The sequence below is a fragment of the Actinomycetota bacterium genome, from assembly GCA_035759705.1.
Lineage (GTDB): Bacteria > Actinomycetota > CADDZG01 > JAHWKV01 > JAHWKV01 > JAJCYE01.
The window spans coordinates 1-20,267 of sequence record DASTUJ010000084.1; the positions used below are offsets into that span (position 1 = coordinate 1).

The 20,267-nt window shown below is 68.0% G+C and carries 18 protein-coding genes; 2 read left to right on the plus strand and 16 right to left on the minus strand.

Features of this window, described 5'->3' with window-relative positions; genetic code table 11:
- A partial coding sequence (locus VFV09_05670) for a dihydrofolate reductase (protein HEU4867201.1) occupies window positions 1-71 on the plus strand: 71 nt, incomplete at its 5' end.
- Window positions 72-515: 444 nt separating this feature from the next.
- Here VFV09_05670 and VFV09_05675 read toward each other — a convergent pair.
- From VFV09_05675 to VFV09_05685, 3 genes are read right to left on the minus strand one after another with little or no spacing between them, the layout of a single operon-like run.
- Window positions 516-1,865, minus strand: a complete 1,350-nt coding sequence (locus VFV09_05675) for a 3-deoxy-7-phosphoheptulonate synthase class II (GenBank protein HEU4867202.1) — start codon at window positions 1,863-1,865, stop codon at window positions 516-518.
- A 55-nt stretch (window positions 1,866-1,920) separates the two neighbouring features.
- The gene (locus VFV09_05680) at window positions 1,921-2,610 is read right to left on the minus strand and encodes a TetR/AcrR family transcriptional regulator (protein HEU4867203.1); all 690 of its coding nucleotides are present in this window, start codon (window positions 2,608-2,610) and stop codon (window positions 1,921-1,923) included.
- Window positions 2,611-2,622: 12 nt separating this feature from the next.
- On the minus strand, window positions 2,623-3,576 hold the full coding sequence (locus VFV09_05685; GenBank protein ID HEU4867204.1) for an acyl-CoA desaturase: 954 nt from the start codon (window positions 3,574-3,576) through the stop codon (window positions 2,623-2,625).
- 234 nt (window positions 3,577-3,810) lie between these two features.
- On the opposite strand from VFV09_05685, the gene VFV09_05690 reads away from it, so the two are divergent.
- Window positions 3,811-3,984 carry a hypothetical protein gene (locus VFV09_05690; GenBank protein ID HEU4867205.1) on the plus strand — a complete coding sequence of 58 codons (174 nt, stop codon included), beginning with the start codon at window positions 3,811-3,813 and terminating at the stop codon, window positions 3,982-3,984.
- 54 nt (window positions 3,985-4,038) lie between these two features.
- Here VFV09_05690 and VFV09_05695 read toward each other — a convergent pair whose 3' ends face one another.
- The 13 genes from VFV09_05695 to VFV09_05755 form a co-directional block, all read right to left on the minus strand.
- A complete protein-coding gene (locus VFV09_05695; GenBank protein ID HEU4867206.1) occupies window positions 4,039-5,334 on the minus strand; it encodes a sigma-70 family RNA polymerase sigma factor in 1,296 nt (431 codons plus the stop codon).
- A 3-nt stretch (window positions 5,335-5,337) separates the two neighbouring features.
- Window positions 5,338-5,757, minus strand: a complete 420-nt coding sequence (locus tag VFV09_05700) for a YciI family protein (GenBank protein ID HEU4867207.1) — start codon at window positions 5,755-5,757, stop codon at window positions 5,338-5,340.
- 111 nt (window positions 5,758-5,868) lie between these two features.
- The gene (locus tag VFV09_05705; GenBank protein HEU4867208.1) at window positions 5,869-6,564 is read right to left on the minus strand and encodes a succinate dehydrogenase iron-sulfur subunit; all 696 of its coding nucleotides are present in this window, start codon (window positions 6,562-6,564) and stop codon (window positions 5,869-5,871) included.
- Between the two features lie 43 nt (window positions 6,565-6,607).
- Window positions 6,608-7,225, minus strand: coding sequence for an iron-containing redox enzyme family protein (locus VFV09_05710; GenBank protein HEU4867209.1), 618 nt, complete (start codon window positions 7,223-7,225; stop codon window positions 6,608-6,610).
- Between the two features lie 114 nt (window positions 7,226-7,339).
- Window positions 7,340-10,570 (minus strand): choice-of-anchor D domain-containing protein, encoded by a 3,231-nt coding sequence (locus VFV09_05715; protein HEU4867210.1) that lies wholly within the window; start codon window positions 10,568-10,570, stop codon window positions 7,340-7,342.
- Window positions 10,567-11,247: a phage tail protein gene (locus VFV09_05720; protein HEU4867211.1), complete on the minus strand. Its 681-nt coding sequence runs from the start codon at window positions 11,245-11,247 to the stop codon at window positions 10,567-10,569. The genes VFV09_05715 and VFV09_05720 overlap by 4 nt, the downstream gene beginning before the upstream one ends.
- Window positions 11,247-13,205, minus strand: a complete 1,959-nt coding sequence (locus VFV09_05725) for a putative baseplate assembly protein (GenBank protein HEU4867212.1) — start codon at window positions 13,203-13,205, stop codon at window positions 11,247-11,249. Before VFV09_05725 ends, VFV09_05720 begins: the two co-directional genes overlap by 1 nt.
- Window positions 13,205-13,609, minus strand: a complete 405-nt coding sequence (locus VFV09_05730; protein HEU4867213.1) for a GPW/gp25 family protein — start codon at window positions 13,607-13,609, stop codon at window positions 13,205-13,207. The genes VFV09_05725 and VFV09_05730 overlap by 1 nt, the downstream gene beginning before the upstream one ends.
- A gap of 4 nt (window positions 13,610-13,613) precedes the next feature.
- Complete coding sequence (locus VFV09_05735; GenBank protein ID HEU4867214.1) at window positions 13,614-13,892, minus strand: PAAR domain-containing protein; 279 nt, start codon at window positions 13,890-13,892, stop codon at window positions 13,614-13,616.
- 9 nt (window positions 13,893-13,901) lie between these two features.
- The gene (locus VFV09_05740; GenBank protein HEU4867215.1) at window positions 13,902-15,737 is read right to left on the minus strand and encodes a VgrG-related protein; all 1,836 of its coding nucleotides are present in this window, start codon (window positions 15,735-15,737) and stop codon (window positions 13,902-13,904) included.
- A gap of 6 nt (window positions 15,738-15,743) precedes the next feature.
- A complete protein-coding gene (locus tag VFV09_05745) occupies window positions 15,744-16,433 on the minus strand; it encodes a peptidase M23 (GenBank protein ID HEU4867216.1) in 690 nt (229 codons plus the stop codon).
- Entirely contained in the window at window positions 16,424-16,876 is a 453-nt protein-coding gene (locus tag VFV09_05750; protein ID HEU4867217.1) for a phage tail protein, read from the minus strand. Before VFV09_05750 ends, VFV09_05745 begins: the two co-directional genes overlap by 10 nt.
- Window positions 16,873-19,686, minus strand: a complete 2,814-nt coding sequence (locus VFV09_05755) for a hypothetical protein (protein ID HEU4867218.1) — start codon at window positions 19,684-19,686, stop codon at window positions 16,873-16,875. The genes VFV09_05750 and VFV09_05755 overlap by 4 nt, the downstream gene beginning before the upstream one ends.
- Window positions 19,687-20,267: the final 581 nt, after the last annotated feature.

The window sequence follows — 20,267 nt, forward strand, 5'->3', positions numbered from 1 at the left end:
TGTTGGAGGATCCCGACGTGGTGATTCAGGGCAACCGGGTGCTTCACCTGCGCTATCGGGTGCGCCGGTGACCGATCCGAGCGGTTAGCTAAGCCTCAGCCGCCGCCGGCGCAGCAGCCGGGGGCTTCCAACCGCAGCACCGAAGATCCCGAATGAAAGGCGTTGCCAGGGCGACCCTACGCGCACAGAATCGTGAGTCCGGTTCAACCCGACGGAGGTGTGCGATGGCGGAGTATGAAGGAGCTGCGGCCGAAAAAATCACGGGTTCATCCACCGAGTCCATTCAGGACGCTGTTCGGAATGCTCTTAAGGAACACCCCAGGAGTACCAGTCACCGGCGTCTGACGTTGGAAAGGGTCGAGGTGGAGGAGGGGGGAATCAATCCTGCTATGGATGCAGTCTTCCACGTGACCCTGAATCCGCAGCCCTTGCCTCCGGGACCCGATACGGAGCTGAACCCGCAGCCCGAACCTCCGGGCTAGCTCAAGCTCCTCAGCTGGACTGAAGTGGAGCCCTCAGCCTGACTGAAGTAGAGAAGCGATCTCGAACACCAGGTCCAGCGACTGACGGGCGTTTAGCCGCGGGTCGCAGAGCGTCTGGTAGCTGTTGCGGTCCTGCAGGTGGTCCTCCAGGACCTCCTCCACGCCGCCCAGGCACTCGGTGACCGCATCGGGCGTCAGCTCCAGGTGTACGCCTCCGGGAACCGTGCCCTCCTGCTGGTGCACCGCGAAGAAGCCTTTGATTTCGGTGAGGATCTGGTCGAAACGGCGGGTTTTCACGCCCCCCAGGGTCGTGAAGGTGTTTCCGTGCATCGGGTCGCACACCCAGACCACCGGGATGCCGGACTTTTTGACCGCCTGGACCAGTGGAGGCAGCTTCTCCTCAACCAGGTCCGAGCCCAGGCGGGGGATGATCGTCAACCGGCCCGGATCACGGTTGACGTTCAGCCGTTCGCAGAGCTCGACCAGCTCGTCGGGCGTGGTGCCGGGTCCGACCTTGACGCCGATCGGGTTGTGGATGCCGGAGAGGAACTCGATGTGGGCGCCGTCGGGCTGGCGGGTGCGCTCGCCGGCCCACAACATGTGGGCGGAGCAGTCGTACCAGTCGCCGGTGAGGCTGTCCTGGCGGGTCAGCGCCTCCTCGAACCCGAGGATCAAAGCCTCGTGCGAGGTGTAGAAGTCGACCTGGTGAAGGTGCGAGTCGTTGCGGAGGTCGATGCCGCAGGCTTCCATGAACCTCAGCGCCATCGAGATCTGCCGGACGATCGCCTCGTACTGCTGGCCCTGCCGGCTGGAGGCGACGAACTCCTGGTTCCACACATGCATCTGGCCGATGTCGGCGAAGCCCCCCTTGGTGAAGGCGCGGATGAGGTTAAGCGTGGCCGACGCCTGGTGGTAGGCCCGGATCAGCCGGTTGGGGTCGGGCCGGCGGGACTCGGCGTCGAACTCAGGACCGTTGACCGAGTGGCCGCGGAACGAGGGCAAGGACAGCCCGTCGATCATCTCGTTGGGTGAGGACCGGGGCTTGGCGAACTGTCCGGCGATCCGGCCGACCTTGATCACCGGCAGGCCGCCGGCGTAGGTGAGCACGACCGCCATCTGGAGTATCACCTTCAGCTGGTCCCGGATCAGGTCGGGGGAGAAGGCGTTGAACGACTCGGCACAGTCCCCGGCTTGAAGCACGAACGCGTTGCCCTCGCCCGCCTGGGCGAGAGCCGTGGTAAGTGCCCGGGCCTCGCCGGCGAAGACGAGCGGCAGCATCCGCCGGATCTCGACCAGCGCCAGCTCCAGGTCGGCATCGGACCAGTCGGGCTGCTGGGCGGCGTCTTTATCGCGCCAGGAGGAGGGGGACCAGGTTGTTTGCATTGGCATATGTTCGCGTGATTCAGGCGTTCTTGCCGCTTTCAAGCGGATCGAAGTGCTATTTGGATTTTTCTGAACCGCCCCGGCCATCGTCTGCCACTCCGTCCGGCGGTCCCAGCTTCGGGTGCGGGTCCAGGCGGCTGAGGCCGTTCCACGCCAGGTTCACCAGGTGGGCGGCGACCTTGTCCTTGCTCGGCCGCTCGGCCTCCAGCCACCACTGGCCGACCAGAGCGACCATGCCCACCAGGGCGTGCGAGTACAGCACCGCCATCTTCGGGTCGAAGTCGAGGTTCTTGAACTCGTTGGCCACGATGTGCTCGACCTGGGAGGCGATGTCGCTCAGCAGGCTGGCGAAGTTGCCCGATGAGCTGGCGACGGGAGAATCCCGGACCAGGATGCGAAAGCCCTCGGGCTTGTCCTCGATGTAGGTGAGCAGCGCCACGGCGGCCTGCTCGAGCATCGCCCGGGGGTGGGTTGCGACCAGCGCGTTGGTGACCCGTTCCAGCAGCTGCTGCATCTCGCGGTCCACGACCACGGCGTAGAGCCCCTCTTTGCCGCCGAAGTGTTCGTAGACGACGGGCTTGGAGACCTTGGCGCGCTGGGCGATCTCCTCGATGGAGGTGGCTTCGAATCCCCGCTCGGCGAAAAGCTCCCGGCCTACGTTCAGAAGTTGTTCGCGCCGCTGGTGGCCGGTCATGCGAGCACGCGGCGCAGAGGCCGCAGTGCTCAATTGGCTGCCAAACGGCATCGGAAGCGCAAGTTAAGCGCGCTTGGCCGCCATCTGTTCCCGGGTGGGCTTCTTGACGTTGCGGGCGAGGCCGAGCATCTTCAGGCCCGAGATGAACCAGGCGCTGGGGTCGAAGTCGAACTTGCGGAGCCCGTGCTTGTAGGAGGTCGGGAAGGCGTGGTGCGTGTTGTGCCAGCCCTCACCGAAGCTCAGCAGCGCCATGGCCCAGTTGTTCGTCGACAGGTCCTTGCTCTTGAACGGGCGGGTTCCGTAGAAGTGGCAGATGGAGTTGATGCTCCAGGTTACGTGGTGCAGGAAGAAGATGCGTGCCAGGCCGCCCCAGACAAATGCGGTCAGGCCGCCCATCCAGCTGCGGGTGATGACCAGTCCGAGGACGCCGGGGAGCAGGAACGAGGTGAGTGCGATGGCGGGGAAGTTCTTGTCGACCTTGCGGATGGCCTTGTCGGCGACCAGGTCCGGGGCGAACTTTTTGATGTTGGTCTTCTCAGAGTCGAAGAACCAGCCGGTGTGGGCGTGCCACAGGCCGCTCAGGACTCCCTTTACGCCTGCGTGCTCGGTGAGGTGCGGGGAGTGGGGGTCGCCCGGCTTGTCGGCGTAGGCGTGGTGGCGGCGGTGGTCGGCAACCCAGCGGATGACCGGGCCCTGCAGCGCCATAGAGCCGGCGATCGCGAGGGCGACCTTGATCGGGCCGGTGGTCTCAAAGCTGCGGTGGGTCAACATCCGGTGGAATCCCACGGTGATGCCCATGCCCGTGATGACGTAGAAGACGAAGAAGAGGCCCAGGTCCAGTGCCGTGACGCCGCGGCCCCAGAGAAGCGGAATCCCGATGGCGGCGCCGATGAACGGCAGGACGGTGACCACAAGTGCGAGCCGGCGTTCGAGCTTCAGAGTGCGCTCGGAGGGGACTACCGTAATGCTCTTGTTGGTCGGTTTCGCTGCGGGGGGAGCAGCAACGGCTTGAGTCATGGGAGGAGATTTCCTTTCCGAGGGAGCCTACGCTTACGCATCCGTAACCTACGATACCGTAGGTCCGCACCAAAGATCAAACAGAAGTTGATCGACGGCGGCAAAAACCTGGACGTTTAGCTGTCTTCCCCGTTACCTGTTGCGACCGATCTTTCGTTAACTGAGGCGTAGGGCCAGTCCGGGGGGACGAAGGCATCACATGGCCGTTGGGGAACGGTCGGGAAGGAGCAACAAATGCTGACCGGAGCATTGCAGACCGTCTACCTGGGAATAGGGGTGGTCGTCGCATACACCCACGCCTACCTCAGCATCAGCGACTGGAAAACTGCCCTGTCGGCGGTGGCAGCCGTGGTGTTGTGGCCTCTCGAGCTGATGGGCATCAACATGCACTTCGCCGCCCTTATGTAGCAGCAGCTCAGCCGTTTCGTTCGACCCGGTTGCGGATCCGGTCGACTCCGATCCTCAGTCGCCCGATTGAGCGAGCCGGGTGATCTTTCGCTCGAGCAGTTTCTTCTCGCGCTCGTTGCCGCACAGCCCGACGGCGAGCGACAGTTCGTCACGTGCCTCGTCGGTGCGGCCCAAGCGGCTGAGCAGTTCCCCGCGCACGCTCGGGAGCAGGTGGGACTGTGCCAGTGTGCCTGCGGCCACGAGCTCGTCGACCACTTGCAGCGCAGCGGCCGCCCCCTGCGCCATCGAGACGGCTACCGCCCGGTTGAGTTCGACGATCGGGGAGGGCGCCAGCCGTCCCAGGGCCTCGTAGAGCAGAACCACCCGCTCCCAGTTCGTGTCGCCCACCGACTCCGCCACGGCGTGGCACTCGGCGATCGCAGCCTGCAGGCCGTAGTAGCCCAGCCCCCTTCCGATCTGTGCCGCCCGGGCCAGCGCCGCACGCCCGCGGAGGATCGCAGAGTGATCCCAGCGGCTCCGGTCCTGGTCATCAAGAAGCACCGGCTCGCCGTCCGGGCCGGTACGCGCCGGGAAGCGCGCCGCGGTCAACTCGAGCAGCGCCAGCAAACCGTGGACCTCCGGTTCGCCGGGCAAAAGTTGTGCGAGAACGCGGCACAGGCGCTGCGCTTCGCTCGCCAGGTCGACCTGAATGAGATCTTTGCCGGAGGTCGCCGACGATGCCTCGGTAAAAATCAGGTAGATGACGCTAAGTACCGAGCCCAGGCGTGCGGCCCGTTCCTCGGCATCGGGCAGCCGGAACGGCACCTGAGCTGCCGCAAGCGTCTTTTTTGCCCGGGTAATCCGGGCCTGGACGGTGGCGGTCGGGACGAGGAACGCTTTGGCTATCTGGTCGCTGGTCAACCCGCCGACCACCCGCAGGGTGAGCGCCACTCTCGCTTCACGCGAAAGGACCGGGTGGCACGAGATGAACATCAGCGAAAGCACGTCGTCGTCGATTTGATCCGGGTCCCACAGGACGCCGTCCGCCTCCCCGTCCGATGCGGCCGGCGCCCCCGACGCGGCGCCGCCCTCATCCAGGTCCTGGGCGAGGGCGGCATACCTGGTGTCCAGAGCCGAGCGCCTTCGGTATGCGTCGATCGCACGTCGCCGGCCAACGGTGAGCAGCCACCCGGCGGGGTTGCGGGGAACCCCGTCGAGCGGCCAGTTCACCAGCGCCTCGGCGAGCGCCTCCTGGGCGAGGTCCTCGGCGAGGGCAAAGTCGCCGGTGTACCTGGAGAGCGCACCCACGATGCGTGCCGACTCGATTCGCCACACCGCGGCGACCGCCTCACGCCCGGTGGGATCGACCACCGGCTAGAGCTGTCCGTTGGACTCGCGCCACTCCCGCTCCTTGCGAATCCACTCGTTGTCCTGCGGGAACTCGTCGATGGTCGTGACCCGGCGGATCTCCGTCTTGAAGCCCGGGCCGGTGATCGGCGACCGCTTGGCCCACTCGATCGCCTCCTGGATCGAGGCAACGTTCAGGATGTAGAAGCCGCCGAACAGCTCCTTGGTCTCCCCGTACGGTCCATCGGTGACCACCGGCGGGTCGGCCGAGTAGTCGACGACCACACCGCCGGCTGCGTCGTCGAGTCCTTCGGCGGCTACCAGCACGCCGGCCTTGATCATCTCCTGGTTGTACCTGCCGATGGTCTCGAGCATCTCGTTGAAGTCGATGTCTCCCATCCCGGCGTAGGCCTCGTCGTCGGCCCGCATGATCAGCATGTACTTCATGGGTTTTCTCCTTTGCTCTGCGGGGTCCTCATTCGACCCTCTCACCACAAGGTCGAACGGGGAACCGCGCGGATCGACACCGCCGGGATGTTTTTTCGAAAACCGGAGCTTCTAGATCTTCTTTCTGACGATGCTCCGCTTGACGTCTTGAATCGCCTCGGTGACCTTGATTCCCCGGGGGCAGGCGTCGGTGCAGTTGAAGGTCGTCCGGCACCGGAACGCCCCGTCGGATGAGCTGAGCAGCTCGAGGCGCTCGGCTCCTCCCTCGTCCCGGGAGTCGTAGATGAACCGGTGGGCGTTGACTATCGCCGCCGGTCCCACGTACCGGTCGTCCGCCCAGTAGATCGGGCACGAGGTGGTGCACGCGGCGCACAGGATGCATTTGGTGGTGTCGTCGAAGCGCCTCCGCTGTTCCGGAGACTGAACCCGCTCCTTCACCGGCGCCGGGCCGTCGGTGATCAGCCAGGGTTTGACCGCCTTGTAGGCGTCGAAGAACGGGTCCATGTCGACGATCAGGTCCTTCTCGACCTTCATTCCCCGGATTGGCTCGACCGTGATCGGCTGCTCCAGGTCCCGGCACAGCACCGCGCACGCCAGCCGGTTGACCCCGTTGATCATCATGGCGTCCGACCCGCACACTCCGTGGGCGCACGACCGGCGGAAGCTGAGCGACCCGTCCTGGTGCCACTTGATCTGGTGAAGGGCGTCCAGGACGCGCCCATTGTCCTCGACCTCCACCTCGTAGGCCGCCCAGTAGGGCTCGGTGTCGGGGCTGCGGCGTTGGACTTTGAGCGCGACGGGAAGCACTAGCTAATTATGAAGCTGTCGCCGCGCCGGCGGCGGTTGTTGTCTAGTGGTTGAACTGGTCGAGCATTCCCCACCAGGCGTCCAATGCCAGGTGAGCGGACTCGCGTCCGAGCTCGGAGTCAATCAGGGCCCCGCGCAGGGCCTTGGCGTGCTGGATGTCCAGTACCGCGTGGAGTTTGAAGAATGCCAGTGCCGGGGTCGAGTTGACTCCGTAGTGGGCGATCAGGCCGTCGGCTTTGGTCTGAGCCACCTCGGGCTGCTGGGACTCGTAGGCGTAGAGGGCGCCGATTGCCTCTTCCTGGCCCCGGTTGCAGAGCGAGGTGTAGGTCTCGACCAGGTTCCTGGTCTGGCATGAGGGGCTGGAGGCTTTGACCTCAGCCTCGGAGACCCCCAGGCCCGCGGCGAAGTCCAGCCACATCTCGGCGTGGGGCCGGGGGTTGGAGGACTCGTCGATGAAAACTTCGTTGACGGCGGCCCGAGCGGACTCGTCGTCGATGTGGTCCATGGCAGCGGTGAGGAATCCGGGAAGCGCCTTTTCGTAGTGGTAGTACTGCTTGGAGTACTCCTGAAGGGTATCGAGCGTGACCTTGCCTTGACTCCATTTGACGTAAAACGGGTGGGTCAGCAGATGCCGTTCTTTAACGATGGCGTTTATACCCACTGTTACCTCCAATGCTTCTTTCGCTTCCGGGCCGACTGGACATGGTGAAACTACCACTTTGCACCCTTTTCGGTCCTTGCGATACCGAAGGATTTCCCGAAAGGGTCCCGGCGGCTAACAACTGAGGGCAAGGGGGCCCCGTCCGACGAGGTCCACCCGGTGCTCCGCCGCACTCGGGTCGTCGGTCTTGATCACCAGGGTTCCCTTCACGCAGGTCAGGTCGAGGAGGTTTGAGGTCAGCGTCACAACGACGGTGCACGTCGCACCCGGGGCGACGGTTCCTCCGGCTGCACATGTCCCGCCCGGGGTGAAGTTGGCGGCACCGGGCCCTTCCACCTTGATCGAGCCGACCTTCAGGTCCGAGGTGCCGGCGCTGGACAGGGTGACCGTCCCCGGCTTGTCGCCGGTGATCGCGAGGGAGGTTGGAGCCAGCTTCGACGACGAAGCCTGGCCGGTTCCGGTCAGGGCGATGTTGTTGACGGTGCCGGCCACCGGGGCGTCGCTGGTAACCGACAGCTGGGCGCTGCGTTTACCTCCGGTCGACGGCTTGAACGAGACCTTGATCAGGCAGTCCTTGCCGGGGGCCACCTTGGCGTTGCAGGCGTTGGATGTGAGCAGGAAATCGCCGGCGTTGGGGCCGGTTATCTCGGCCCGGGCAACCACCAGGTCGGCCGTCCCGGAGTTCTTGATGGTGACGTTCTTGGGCGCGGTGGTGACCCCGGCCGGCGACGTGCCGAGATCCAGCTCGGGCGGCGCCGCCTCGACCCCGGCCGCCTGGCCGGTTCCGGAGAGCGCCACCTTGTGGGGGTTGCCGAAGGCGTTGGAGACCACTGTCAGCTCGCCGTTGGTCGGTCCGTCGGCCGATGGGGTGACTATCACCTTCACCTCGCACGACCCCCCGCCGGGGATCGTCTGGCCGGTGCAGTTTTGCGCCGACAGCTTCCAGTCCTCGTTGTTGGTCCCGACGACCTGGATATCGGAGATCTTGAGGTTGCCGTCGCCGTGGTTCTGCAGTGTGACCGTCTGGGGCGGGCTGGCGACCCCGGCCCGCTGGACCGGAACCACCAGGTTGGGCGGGTCGGGGTTGACGCCCGCCTGTCCCGGAGGGGGAGTGGAGCTGACCGAGACCTTGCCCTCGACCACGAACTGGTCGGTGGAGAGGCCGTCGCCCAGGCCCGGCCCGGTGATCTTCACGAGGTTGTTACCGGTGGGACTTCCGGTGACCTTGTGAGGAGTGGAGGCGTCCCCGACGAAGCCGGCCGGCGGTGCCTCGTCGGCCCAGGTGAGGAACGGTCCGACGCGGCCGGTCTGGACCACCTCCCAGGCGCACTCCTCCGGCGGGCTGGAGAAGCAGCCGACCTCCTCCCGACCGATCTCGGCCGTGATGCCGCCCGAGGAGTTGGCGGTGATCGTGCTGGTCCCGAAGGGGTGGGTGATCCGGTAGGTGCCGCCCGGTGTGAGGGCGCCGGCGTCGGCGAGGACCTCGATCAGGCTGTAGGTTCGCTCGGCGCACGACCTCGGGGCGCAGCCGGCTTCGCCGGTCGCGCCGAAGGCGGCCACAACCGCCGACCGGAAGGTGATGTTCCCCTGGTTGAGCGGGCTGCTGAAGGGCTCGATGGCCGCCGACCAGTAGTTGGCCGTGCCGTCCGGGGGGCTCCCCGGGAACGCCTCCAGGGAGTTGGAGCACAGGGGCGCGCCGTCCAGGCACAACGCAAGCCGCAGGCCCGACTTGGTGCCGTCCTGGTACCAGGACGGGAAGCCGGTGGCGGGGTCGACCGGCCCGAAGTCCACGATCCCCCGGTTCGCCGGGTTCGACCCGCCGGGGGCGACCTTCAGGACCACCTGGGCCTCCCGGGGAACCAGCTCGCCGGCGGCCGGATCGCTGTCGAAGACCTGCCCCGGCCCAACCGAGTCGTCGTCCTCGACCTGCGAACGGGAGGTGAGTCCGAGGGTCAGAAGCTGGGACCGGGCGACTCCGGCGTCCAGCCCCTTGAGGTCGGGCACGGTGAGCGGGTCAGGCCCGGCCGACACGAAGACGGCGACGTCGGTGCCCTTGCGAATCCGGCCCTCCCGGGGCGGTTCGGTGCTCACGACCCGCCCGGCGGCGATGTCTTCGCTGGCGACGTTGCTGAAGCTCGGGTCGAACCCCGCGTCCAGCAGGCGGGTCTCGGCCTCGGCCTGGGTAAGGCGGATGACCGGGGGGATCTTGGCTGTGGTCAGCAGGTAAACCAGGAATATCAACAACGGCACCACCACAAGGAGCGCGAATTTGACCATCCACGCGGGGATCATCGCAATCTGCTCGTGCCTCCCGTCCACCCGGAGAGGTGGGCCGTTTTCGATCTGTCCCTCGACCGCGAACGTCCTCATCTGCGGTGGTCCGAGCCACTTTCTCTTGCGGGGCGTCACCTGCACGCGGGCGATTTCGTAGTCCCCGGGGTTGACCGAGAGCACCGGAGGCTGGACTGCACAATCGAGCTGGTTGTCTGGGTCGCCGGCCGACAGGGCGGCGTCGACGAAGCCGTTGCCCCGGTTGCGCAGGTTCAGCTCGTGCAGGGCTCCCTTTTTGCCCCGCGAGCTCACCGGAACCAGCGTTGTGGTCACGTCGACGTAGGGGTCCACCATCAGGGCACCGGCCGCCGTTTCCGAGACCGACGGGTCTTCCCGGGAGGTTGCCCGGACCAGGAAGGTGGCCAGGCCGGGAGGCGTGTTCGGAGCGCGCGGCGGCTGGAACGACAACAGGGCGATGGCCGGCTCGCTCTCCGGGTAGAGGTTCAGGCTCGGCGGGTCGATGGTGGCCCACTGAGCTGCCGGTCCCTCCACGGTCAGGGTGAAACGATCGACGAGCGCTCCGATGTTCTTGACCCGGATCTCGCAGGTGACGACGTTCGGGGGCTCGACCTGGAGCTCGGGTGTGGGAAGGAACACCGCGACCGCCACCCGCCCGGCAACCCTGCCCGGGACCTCCCGGCGCGGTGGCACATCCTGCATGACCGCAGTGGGAGCTTCGGCTCCGGGCCGGGACTGCGCTCCCGGCGGTGGCCCCGGCGGCGGCCCCGGCGCTGCCCCGGGAGGTGGCCCTGAGGGTGGCCCCGGAGGTGGCTCCGGCTGGGGCCTGGCTTGACGGGCCCGGCCGGAGATTATCCGGATCGCCGGCCGTTCGGGCGAATCTGCGGGGTCCGGTCTGGCGGCCCCCGGCTCGCCGTTGGGCTCGGGCCTTCCTGCCGGACGCTCCGGCGGGGCCGGAGACTCAAACTCTGTTGCGTCCCACTGGTAGGAGCCGCAGTTGTTGCAGAACTTGGTGCCGGGGGCGTTTTGGAAGCCGCAGAACCGGCAGGCGGTCATTCGTCTCCTCGCCGCACCGGCCCGTAGCCCCGGTAGAGGGGCCGGCGCACTTCAGGCACCTTCCCGTCGCCTTTCCCGTCGCCCCGGGCCGGAGACGGGGACTGCGGGCCCCCCCTGGGAGACCTGCCGGGTGTCTCGCCCGGCGCCAGCACCTCGATCCGGTGGGGCAGGTGGGCAGGCTTGTTCGCCCGGACGAACCCGTCGAGCCCGCTCCGGTTGAACGCCGCGGGGTCGGGCACCCGCATGATCACCACCAACTCGCCCACCTCCGACCCGGGGAGCGCCGACCGGCTGGTGCTCGAGGTGGAGACCCCGCCGGTCTCCCGGATCTCCGGCGTGACCCCGAAAGCCAGGGCGATGTGGTCGGTCAGCCCTTTCACCGTGCCCCGCAACCGGTAGATCTCCACCGCCCGTTTGATCATCTCCCGCCGCCCCTCAACCGTGTCGGACGGCTCGCCCGCCAGGCCGACCCACCCCGAGAGCCAGTGGATGAAGTCGGCGGGCGACAGATCCGGGTCGAAGTACGACTCCAGGTTGTCGAGCGTGGAAAGCAGCGAAGCGACCACCGAGTCCAGTCCTTGCGTGAACTTCTGGGTGAACTCGTCCTCGAAATAAATCGCCGGCAGGAGCTGGCCGAGCGGGTGGGGGCTCAAAAGAGCCTCGTCCATTGCCCTCATCAGTCCTCCCCGGCTCCGTCGACGAAGACCTGGTGGATGTACGACAGCGGCAGCTCATCGGGTTCGATTGGAAAGCGCTGCAGCGCCCGTTCGGTGCGCTTGCCGGTGGCCGGGTCGGCGGCGAAGAGCAGGACGTCGGTGATGACGTCGGTCTCCGGCACGTCGTCGAGGACCCCCTGGATCTCCGAGACGTTGATCGGCCGGCCGAAGATCCAGCCGGTGCCGTCCGGCCCCCCGATGATCGGATGCAGATAGCGGTGCAGTGCCTCGGTCGCTGCGCTCTTGACCTCCTCAGGGCTGGCCCGCCAGCTCGACCGAAGCCGCGCCACTACCGTGATGCCCCGATACTGCGGTGGCTCGATGACCACCCGAACCCCGATGATCCGGCGCCGCTCGAGGTACTGCTGGATCCGCTGCATGGTCTCCGCCGGCGGGATCAGCTGGGCCTGGGTGAGGTCCAGGACGTTGTCGGTCTGGACGCCCGGGACCACCAGCACCCGCACTGCCCCGGCCGGGTTCCTGCCCCCGGCGGGCAGGCAGCGTACCCGGGCGATCTCGGGCGCCACCTCCCGGACCAGGTACTCGAAGTCCTCCGGCGTAACCGCCCGGTCCCGGCTCCTCAGCAGCAGGGGACCGCGCACCTTGACCGACTCGATGTCCTCGCCGTCGACCCCGCCGGTGCCCAGGGTCCGATTTTCAACCCGGGCGATGAACGGTATCGAGGTCTTGAGCACGCTGATTGCGCCGGCGGCGACGTTTCCCTTGCGGCCGCCGCCGGTCCGGTACGAGCGCAGGCGAAGGGCGGAGCCCGTGACCGGGATGGCACCGAACTGGCGGAGTGTCCCGTCGCGCTCCCGGACCGCCGGGCCCAGCACAACGTGGCCGGTGCTGGCCTCGAGCAGGAAATGCCGGTCGTCCGGTCGGCTAGTGGCGAAGCTGGTCACCTCGGTCCAGGGCTCCCAGCCGTCGGGGCCGGAGACGTCCAGAACCGCGGGCTCCTCGAAGGGCACGACCGGCGCCCGGCGCAGTGCGAACCGCTGTCCGGGAACCCCCTCCGAGACCCCGAGGATCTCGTTTTCGACCGACTCGGCGTTCGTCGCCCGGGTGGTGCCCCCCATCGACGCAACCACCAGTTTGCGGATGCGCGGGGAGGCGCTGTATCCCGGCTCCCCGGGGGCTTCGATGATCCGGCAGCGCAGCCAGGCGGCGCTGTGGCCGCCGATCGTCGACAGCACCTGGGTTTGCGGTAGGTGGAGCAGGACGTCGCCCGGACGGTTGAGGCCCCCGGTTCCGTCCTTCAGCACCTCGCAGCGGAGCCAGTCGGTCCCCGACCACGTCTCCCACCGGATCGGGGGTTGGGTGGGGTCGATGCCCAGGCCCCGGACCTCGCAGTCGAACCTGATGAGCAGCACGCAAGACGGGGAGGTGCGGGAGAGCCCCAGGCACATGGCGTCGCCGGGGCGGGGGTTTTCGCCGAAGGCATCGAATCCGACCCCGAGTGAGAACCGGTCCGTGTGGTCCCGGATCACCGAGTCGCTGGTGGAGGTCGCAAGCCGGGCGACCTGGACCGGGGGGATGACCAGCTCGCGGGTCACCGAGAAGCTGACTGCCTCCTCGGTCTCGGTCCTGACGGTGGCGACGCTGGTGCCGGGGGGAATCGTGACGTCGACCGCCTGGGGGGCGGACAGCCAGAAGGTGACGTCGGTGTTGGCCGCGGTCGGGGGAAACATCTGAACACCGAGCAGGTCCAGGAACTTGATGTACATCCGGTCCGGGACCCGGTTAACCCGGTAGATGAGCTGGTCGACCATGTAGGCGAAGGTCTCGATCAGGGTGACGCCGGGGTCCGAGACGTTGTGGTCGGTCCACTCCGGGCAGCGGCGCTGGACCATACGCTTGGCCTCGTCGACCAGCTCCTGGAACCGCCGGTCGTCCAGATTGGGTGCGGGAAGGGTCATCAGCTGCCCTCCGCCGGGATCGTGTAGAACGGGAACACCAGCGTCCTGGGGTCGACGGAGCCCAGGATCGTGTACTGGATGTCGATCAGAAGGGTCGACCCCAGCGGGTCGGTGCTCGGGTAGACGAGAACCGATTCGACCCGGATCCTCGGCTCCCACCGGGTGAGCGACTCCTTCACCTCGAAGGCCATCCGCCCGGCGGTGGCGCCGTCGACGGGTGCAAACACGTACTCGTGGATGCCGCAGCCGAACTCCGGGCGCATAGGACGTTCTCCGGGCGCCGTGGCCAGTATCAGGCGGATGGCCTCCTCGATCTCACGTTCCCTGGTCACGAGGCGGATGCCGCCGGTCTGGCCGGTCTTCACCGGAAACCCCCACCCGGCTCCAACGATGTCGTGGGTCACGGCGTCACCCCGAAATCACAGTCGGGGCGCCGGAGACGATCTTGGCGCCGCAGGCCGCGGAGTCGCCCATACACGCCGCCGGCCGGCCTCCGATCAGGACGGTTGCCGCCGAGCCGATGATCGGGGTCGGAGGGTGCGGCTCGGACGGGTTGGGCCAGGCGCAGGTGTGCAGGTCGCCCGTTACGGCTGCCGGCATCCCGCCGATCAGGACGGTCGGGACGCCGGGGCCGGTGATCACACCCGGGTGTCCCGTGGGATCTCCTACACGTGCAAGTGGTGGCATTCGATCTCCTCAGTTGATCTTGACCAGGGCGCCCTGGATGGTGACCATGCCGCCGCCCTTCAGGTCGGCTGCGGCGCTGCCGTTGACCTCGACCTTCGCCGCGGCGATAGACGCCTTCGGGCCGGCCTTGATGTCGACGATCCCGGCTCCGCCGTCGATGGTGATCCCGCTCTGGGCCTTGATGGTGATCTGCCGGCCGGAGATGTCGAGGTTTCCCGCCGCCTTGACTGTCATCGCGCCGGTTCCCTTGGCCTCGATGATCACGGTCCCGTCGGCCTCGATGGTGACCGTCTTCGCCTGCTTGCTGAGCTCCAGCTTGTATCCGCCCCCGGCGGTTTTTACGAGGATCCCGTCGTTCTGGCCGTCCAGCTCGGTCATGGAGATGACGTGGCCGGTCCGTGAGACCAGGTCCCGCCGGTTGACCTTGCCCGAGGAGTCCACCAGAGCCGGGGTCCCCTGGTACGGCAGGTCGACCCCGTTGTACAGCCCGCCCAGGACGAACGGCCGGTGGATGTCGCCCTGCTCGAAGGCAACCAGCACCTCGTCGCCGACCTCCGGCACGATCACCGACCCGTAGCCCTTGCCGGCCCAAACCTGGGTGTTCCGCGCCCAGTCGGACTGGTAGTCGTCGGAGAGCCACGGGAAGCTCAGCTTCACCCGGCACTGGTCCTCCGGGTCCTTAGAGTCGGTCACGATGCCGGTGACGACGCCCGGGATGCGCCGCCCGCCGAGCGCGTCGCCGTGCGGCCCTCCGGAGGCGAGCCCCAGCAGCGAGCGGTTGTTGCGCCCGTTGACGGCGAACCACGTCGTGTAGCCGTCGGCTTCCACCGTATGCCGAGCCTCGGTGAGGGTGTACTTGCCGTCGAAGGGCTCGCCGAGCAGGCCGATGCTGACCGCCGTCCCGGCCTTCAGCTTGGGGTTCCCCACCGACATCCCCTCGAAGACGGTGGACGACCCTCCGATGGTTTCAGCGATCACCTTTGCCGCCTGGGTGGCGTCGTCCTGGTCGCTGCGGGGTTCTTCCACCGCCAGAAAGGTGGGATTGCCCAGCTTGCCCGCGAGCTCGTCCGGCTTGCTCCCGTTCGACGACGACGTGGTCTTGGCGGGGGCGGTGCCCACAACCGCCTTCTTGCTCACCGGGTCCCAGCCGCGCACCTTCACGCTGCCCACCTGCTGTCCCGCGGTGACCGCACAGCGGAAGCTGATCAGGTCGTCCTTCGGCGTCAGCTGGAGCGGGTCCTGCGAGCCCAGACGGCCGGCCGCGGGCCCCTCGGAGGACTCGGTCGGCTTGCAGAAGTTCAGCTTCCCGTCGGCGACCCAGGCGTCGAACCCGGCCTCCCGGGCGAGGCTGCGGATGAACGACCAGTCGCTCAGGTTGTTCTGGGTGAGGAGGGTGTAGACCTTGGAGGTCGCGTCGACCTTGCCGGTCGAAAGGCCGGCCCGTCCCGCCACCTTCCTGGCGGCGTCCGTCAAGGTGGAGTTGGGATACGAGTCGACGGTTCGGCCTCCGTAGGCCCGGAACGACTTGTCCATGCCCCGAACGACGGTGAGCGTGCCTTTGGGGGTGTACTCGGCCTCCAGAGCGGTCACCTCGGCGCCCTCGATCAAGGGTTCGCCCCCGGGGTTGCCCGGCGTCGCCACGACGACCTTCACCGTGCTTCCTATGTCCAGCCCCGTGTCTTTCAGGATCGTGCGGGCCGGGTCCCGGAAGACCAGGGTGAACGTGTCCGGCAGGGAAAGGCTCTGCTCTACCGAAGCCGACAGGAGTGCGGAGGCACTCTCGGCAGACAGGTCCTGGCCGTCGGCCTGTACCTGAACGGTGTTGGTGAGGGCGGACGGGGGCATACCGGTCTACCTCGCTGCCGCGGCTTCGACCGCGGGTGGAATGAGCAGTTCGGTTCCCGGACGCACCCGGAGCGGGTCATCGATCAGGTTGGCGGTGGCAATCGCCCTCCACAGGGTGGCGTCGCCGTACTCCCGGAAGGCGATTCCTGCGAGGGTGTCGCCGGCCACCATCTGAACCCAGCCCTGGGCTCCCTGCCCCCCGGAGGTTGGGTTCTGGGCGGCCGCTTTGGGCGGGGTCTCGGTGAGGTCGATGTTGCACCTGGCCCGCACCGGCTTGCCCGACTCCCGGAACATCGTGTAGGTCACGTCCACGCTCTCGATGAAGCCGCGGAAGTACACCTTGTCCCATCCGAAGATCGCATAACACGGCAGCGGCAGGTCCCTGGACTTGGACGACGAGGTCGGGGCGCAGGCTTCGAGAAGCTTGTCCACCTGGCCGGAGATGTCGCCGTCCTTCTGATCGGAGGCGTCGATGAACATCTTGAGCTTCATCTTGGTCGGCTGCGGCCCCTTGTACTCCAGGGCGGAGCTCTCTCCCTCGGTGTTGGCCTCGGACATCAGCCAGCGGGCGGACCTGGTGATCTGGATCTCCTCGGGGTTGTACTGAAACTCGATCCTGGTCCCGGTCGCACTCAGCGAGGGAGGGTTGGGACCGGAGGTCTCAACCAGCTCGATGTACGCCTTGGTCAAACCCATTTGTTCTGATCCTTGTACTCGAACCCGTGGTGGGCCAGCTCGAGCGTCTCCTGCGCCACCTTGCCCCCCTCGGCGCTGAACGACGGCCCCTCCCACTTCACGGGTATCACGCCGGCCAGCGTCCAGGACACCAGGTCCTCTCCTTTTGGAGTCAGCGCCGTAATGACCGCTTTGGTGCGGACGAAATCTCCCGACGACATGCCCGCGATCCACCTCGAAACCAGGTTGCTCTCCGGGCCGATCGGGCGGGTCAGCTTGACGTTGCCGTACTCGACCCGTCCGGGGAGCTTCCAGGTGAAGCCGTTGTTGCCGCCCTCCTTCACCGGCTCGATTGCCACGTCCATGGACAGGCCGCTGCATGTGATGAAAGTGCCGAGGTTGTGGTCGTCGATTTCGACCTTGAAGTAGAGGTCGATCGCCGGGTCTTTGTCGATGTCGTTCATCGGAGGTCCGCCAGCAGGCCCGAGCGCTCCCGGTCGAGCCACAGGTCTTTACGCAGGTAGGGGCGCAGCTTGGGGTAGAGCCGCATGGCGAGCTCATCGAGGTCCGGCGGTTCAGGCTCGGCCTGCTCAGCCTCTTTTGCCGGGGCGGTCGCGGTAACCCGCTGGACGGGGACCGGGGCAGGAACGGGCACCGGCGGCGGGGCGGGAGCCGTTGGGACCGGAGGAGCGGCCGCCTCGGGGGACCGGAAAACCAGAGCGCCGTCGGGTCCCCGGCTGGCCACACCGGCGGCGACTGCGGCGGCGGCGGCACTCTCCGCCGCGGCGGCGTAAAGATCCCGTGACGGCTGCCCGCCGGCTGATCGCTGGACCTGTGGAGGTGCCGCGTGGACGGCCGGCGCCGAAGGGGCTTCCGGGAGGTAGGGGGCTGCGAAGGCGTCCCGGGCTGCCGTCGGGGAGGGCTCCGGGGATGCGTTTTGGGTTCGATTGGCGGCAGCCGGTGGCAGTGGGCCGGCGCTCCCCATCGCCGGCGTCCTGCTGCGCTGGATCGGGGCGGTCGAGATTTGGTCGCCAGCGGGCGCAGGAAAGCTGCCCGGCCGACCACCAAGCCCGGCCGGAAGGTGTTCGCCGACCAGGGGAAGCTGAGCGGTCGGGGGTAGGAATTGGGCGGGCGGTGTGCCCAGGGTTTGCACCTGAGGCCCCGGAAACCCGGTCTGCCGGAACTCGATCGTGCGGTTCTCCGGGAGGGCGGTCGCCCGGGCGGGAGCGGCCGGCGAAGGGCCGGCAACCGTTTCGAAACTTGCAGGCGGCGCCGGGGCGGGCGCGGAACTCATCTGAATCGATGGTCGCGGGGACTCGGGCTCGCTTCTGAGGGTGGTGGGGGCCGGGTCCTGCCCGACCAGCCGCCGGATTTCCGAGTAGTCCCGAGGGGCTGGTGTTGGGAGCGCCTCAGGGGTTGCCGCCGCAGCAGGCGGCTCCTGAATGTTCGGGCCGGGCACCGAACCTTCGGACGGCCGTTGCAAGGTGGGGGTGGCGTCACCGGAAAGGGTCGGTTGGTGGGCCTGCACACCCGGCCGGGACGTCTCTTCTTCGCGTTGGAGCGTCGGGGGCCGGAAACCCGGAAGGTCCGGTGTGCGAGAGCCTGTCTGTGGAATCTGCCGCTCCGGCACCCGACGCTCGAAGGTCTGGCTGGCCGAGGGGCGCTCGGCACTGCGGGAGGCGACGGGGGATTCTGGATGCCGGGGGGCCGGATCGAAGTCCGATTGCGACCGCCCGGCGGCCCAGGACCGGGCGCGCTCGACGAACGAAGCCCTCTGAATCGGCGCCTGGCGTGGGGCGGGAACGGGCTCGGGGCCGGAAAGATGGGCAGCTGTTGTTTGGATCTGCGGGGTGTCGAGGTCCGGTCCCGACAAGTCCCCGAACATCGGCAGGCTTCCCGCGGCTTCGACGGCCCCCCCGAGCATCGGCCGGGTCTCGGCAGTTTCGACGGCCTCCCCGAGCGTTGGCAGGCTTCCCGCGGCTTCGACGGCCTCCCCGAGCATCGGCCGGGTTTCGGCAGCTTCGACGGCTTCGACGGCCTCCCCGAGCAGGGGGAGGTTGGCCGGCGCATCGTTCGGTATCCGGGTTGACGGGTGGTCCTCTACGACTTCACCCGGCAGAGGCCGGTCCCAAGTTTCGGTCGGTTCTCCCAGAGGGGGCCGGTCCCCTGGGGTCCCGGGCAGGACGGGTCCGCTAGCAGGATCACGTTGGACCGGAAGAGCTCCGGCCGGTCCGCTGCCAGCCTGCGGCGGGGCGGCCGGTTCCGGCGCCGGCATTGCCGGAACCATCTCCGTTTCGGAGCCGAGCAACGGGAGTGCGACCGGTTCGACGGCGGGGTGTGGCCCCGGTGCTGCGGAAGCCGCGTCGAGCCGCTGAACCGCCTTGCTCGCAGCGTCGGCTTTGGCCGGCGGAGGCGCCGCAAAGTCGCCGGCGCCGGAGGAGCCGGGGGCGGTCGGGGATGAAGCTTCAATCGGAGACCGGCTGGGCTTCTCCGTGCCTCGACTGCGCGGCTCGGCCGGGCCGGAGTCGATCTCCCGCGGTTGCACTCGCTGAAGAGGGGAAGCAGAATCAGCCGCTGCAGGCAGCTCGATAGCCGGCTCTGGGGCCGAACCCAGCACAGGGACGGTCTCGGGCTCAGGAAGCTCTACCGCCGCCTCCTGGGACGTTGTTTGTTTCGGAAGCCCCTCTCCCCGGTGGTGCCGGGCTTCGGGTCCCGGGGCGCTCACCCGCTCTGCAGCGTCCGGCCCCCGAAGCTCCGGCAAGCGCATCGGCTCGGACGGCGGTTCGGCCTCCGGCGGCCGGACCGGCTCCCGGGTTGAGAGGTGCGGGGTCTGATCTCCGGACCCCAACGTCGGGCGCGCGGCTCGGTCCGCCACCTGCGCGGGCGGACCAGCTTCCGATCGCTGGAGACTGGGAGCAGATGTTCCGGGGGTCTGCGTCCGGGGAGAGAGGGTGGCCGGCGCAGTCGGGGTCTCCGGCAGCGGCGCACCAGGCAGTGCCGGCTCCGCGCTTCGGCTCAGCCGGGCAGGACCCTCCTCGGCGGCCTGGAACGGTAAGCCGGCCGGTGCGGGCCGGTCGCCGTTGAGCCGGGTCTGCCGGGTGGCTTCCGACCTTCCTACCGGGCCCCGGGACGGCTCCTGGGTTGCCGGGGGGTCGATCGGCGGGGCCATTTCTTCGGCTGCCGGCTGCCCCAGCAGGGGAAGTTCCGGACCCGGGGCAAGGAACCGTTGGACCTCTGCGGCGGGAGCCTCCTCGCCGGCGATCCGGTCCGCCACGGCCGGACGATCGACAACGACAGCGTCGCCGGGCTGGGCGTCCGTGGACGCGGGATGCTCGAACCTCGCCGGCTCGGGGGACGAGCTCCGCTGAATCGGGAGGGCCAGCGGTTCGGCGGGCGATCCCAAAGCTGGCGCGGGGGGCGGGGGGAAGCCCATCTCCGGCTGTGCCGGCTCAGAAGGAGGTGGGCCTGCCGGTTCGACGGTGTCGTAGGACCGCAGTGGGGGGCCAAGCCCCAGGGGGCGGCCGGGCCGGGGAGCAGGCAAAGGTAGGGGCTTAGGACGCGGGTTTGTCCCGGTCCCGGCGGATTGGAACGAAGCAGCCCTGCGCTGGACGGGAGCATCGAAGGAATCGGAAGGCCGGGAGGGCTCGCCGCTACTCGAAAGAGGAGAAGGCGGGTGGGCCTCTGTAGACGCAGCCGGCTGCGAGGCCTCGGGCTCGCCCCCCAATGTGCCCAGGTCGCCGGCCCCAGGAGCCGGAGCTTGCGGGGCTTGTGGCCGGGCGGGCTCCACCCCGGCCGGCGCGGGTGTCACCGGCGCCTCGACCGGGGGTGATGCGGGCCGGGGCGAGGATGGAAGTC